Below are 2,147 nucleotides of genomic sequence, written 5' to 3' on the forward strand. Positions count from 1 at the left end.
CAAGGTGGCTGTGGCGGTGATATCGGCTGAGTACAGCGGGCTGTCGTAGAAGCGGTTGACGTTCGCCTCGGCTGCCAGATGGTAGATGACATCGGCCTTGCGGGCTGCTGCCGTCATCCGGTCTAGGTCGCGGGTATCACCACGCACAAACGCGCACGGCAGCGAGAAATGGGGCGCCTCCAGGTCATAAATCGTCACCTCATGATGCGCCGCGAGCAGCTCACTGGCGACATGCGAGCCGATGAACCCGGACCCGCCGGTCACCAGCACCCTCACCACGCACCTCCAGCATTTGCCGTCATTGGTGTGCCCGGCCACCAACTGGCCGGGGAATCTCTCCGGAATGGATATTGAGCCGACGGCCAGATACCGCACCAGGACCGAAGGTCACCTGCCGGCAGGCCTTGTGGCCCCGCCCGCCCCGGCGGGCACGCAAAGGGCCGAAAGACCCGCCCAGCCTGGGACCGTGGCCTCTGCCGCCACAGCGTAGGCCGCGCAGACGCTCACTGAGGCGGCCTGTGCCGCCGGCCAGAAAGGACGGTCCATATGCCTGTAACATCCAACGGGGTGCCGCTGCACGCCGCACCGGCGCCGATGCGCGTGAGCTCACCCGGCGACGCAGATCTGCGGCAGCGTTTCGCCCGCGACGGCTACGTACTGCTACGCGAAGTCCTGTGCCGCAGCGAGGTGCTGGGGATGCGGCGGGCTTACTTCGACGCTTTCCCTGCGGCCTATTGCGCGGCAGGAACACAGCCGTGGGAGGGGATCTGGTCCGGGCATCAGCCACCAGAGCTACTGCCGCATGGTGTGCCGGGCCACCCAGCCTACGATTTCGTGCGCAGCACCACCTTCGCCGCCCTGGCAGCAAGCCCAGCGCTGCTGCGTATTGCGCGGCAACTGCTCGGCAACGACGACGTTGTGACTCTTCCCCGCCAGATTGTGCGCCATTATCACTGGGGACCGGCCGCGTCGCGCGCCCACACCGACTTCGACTACCTCGACCCCGGCTCACACCAGCTGATCACCATGTGGATTCCCCTGGGCGACAGCCCGCTGCAGTGCGGTGGCCTGGCCTATTTGGAGGGCTCGCACCGGGTGCCCTGGGCGCAGCTGGAGAAGCTTCGCCGCCAGCACACCGACCGGCCCCACGATCCCCGGCCGCTAAGCCACGACCTGAGCTGGATCAGCCGCCAGCTCGGCGGCAGATGGCTCTACTCCGACTACCGCGCCGGAGACATCGTCATCCACTGCCCCTACCTCGTGCACGCCACCTTCGACAACACCTGCGACGTGATGCGCCTGTCGGCCGACATCCGCTTCACCCCCGCAGCGGCCACACCCGACCCGCGCTGGCTTCGCCCGTGGTCAGGCGACGACGGCAACTGATAGCACCGGGCGTGCAGGCAGCATGGTTCCGGTACAACGTCAGTTCTCCTGTTGGTGATTAATGGTTTTGGGCAATGCGCTATGCCCACCGGGCAGGGCGGGCAGGCGGGACGGAAATGGCTACCGCCGCCATGATGCGGGCTGGCGTCAGATCAGGTGGGCACGCTGGTGTCCGGGGCCAGGCCCGGGTCGAGGCTGGGCCGCTGGCCTGCCATGACCTGGGTGTGCCGGCTCATTTTCACGCCGGTGTAGACGGCTGCGGCCAGGGCCACGTCGGATAGCAGCATCAGGCCGATGGAGTAGGACTGCTCGAAGCTGTACACCCATCCCATGATCAGCGGTGGGAGGAAGCCGCCAAGGCCGCCGGCGGCACCGACCAGGCCGGTGATAGCGCCCGTCTTGCCTTCGGGGGCGAGTTTGCCGACCAGAGCGAACACGGCGCCTGCTGCGGCGCCGAGCAGTGCGGCCATGCCCAGGAACGCGATGGTGCCCCACGGCATGAGAGGCGGCTGGAATGCTTGCAGCACAGCTAAACCGGCCACTCCGGAAAAGGACCAGACAAGCACGGGTACCGGATGGAAGCGGTCGGATAGAGCGCCGCCGATGGGGCGGGCGATCACGGCCAGGACCACGAATCCGGCAGTGCGCAGGGCGGCATCGCTGGCGGTGAGGCTGTAGGCGGTGCGCAGGTGGGCGGGAAGGTAGACACTGAAGGCGACGAAACCGCCAAATCCGACCGCGTACAGAAAACACAGTTCCCA

At 67.0% G+C, this 2,147-nt stretch carries 3 protein-coding genes; 1 reads left to right on the plus strand and 2 read right to left on the minus strand.

What is annotated here, in order from left to right:
* A partial coding sequence (locus A3E1_RS47330; protein WP_169454440.1) for an NAD-dependent epimerase/dehydratase family protein occupies positions 1 to 279 on the minus strand: 279 nt, incomplete at its 3' end.
* A gap of 267 nt (positions 280 to 546) precedes the next feature.
* Here A3E1_RS47330 and A3E1_RS0122590 point away from each other — a divergent pair.
* Positions 547 to 1,386 carry a phytanoyl-CoA dioxygenase family protein gene (locus A3E1_RS0122590; RefSeq protein WP_026208727.1) on the plus strand — a complete coding sequence of 280 codons (840 nt, stop codon included), beginning with the start codon at positions 547 to 549 and terminating at the stop codon, positions 1,384 to 1,386.
* Between the two features lie 152 nt (positions 1,387 to 1,538).
* Here A3E1_RS0122590 and A3E1_RS41555 read toward each other — a convergent pair.
* On the minus strand, positions 1,539 to 2,147 hold a 609-nt coding region (locus A3E1_RS41555; protein ID WP_020523065.1), incomplete at its 5' end, for an MFS transporter.

Origin of the sequence: Catelliglobosispora koreensis DSM 44566 (assembly GCF_000379685.1) — a bacterium.
Classification (GTDB): Bacteria; Actinomycetota; Actinomycetes; order Mycobacteriales; family Micromonosporaceae; genus Catelliglobosispora; species Catelliglobosispora koreensis.

What these genes read in the sequence shown, in the direction of transcription:
- A3E1_RS0122590 (WP_026208727.1), top strand. Translation starts at nt 547, where the DNA reads ATGCCTGTAACATCCAACGGGGTGCCGCTGCACGCCGCACCGGCGCCG.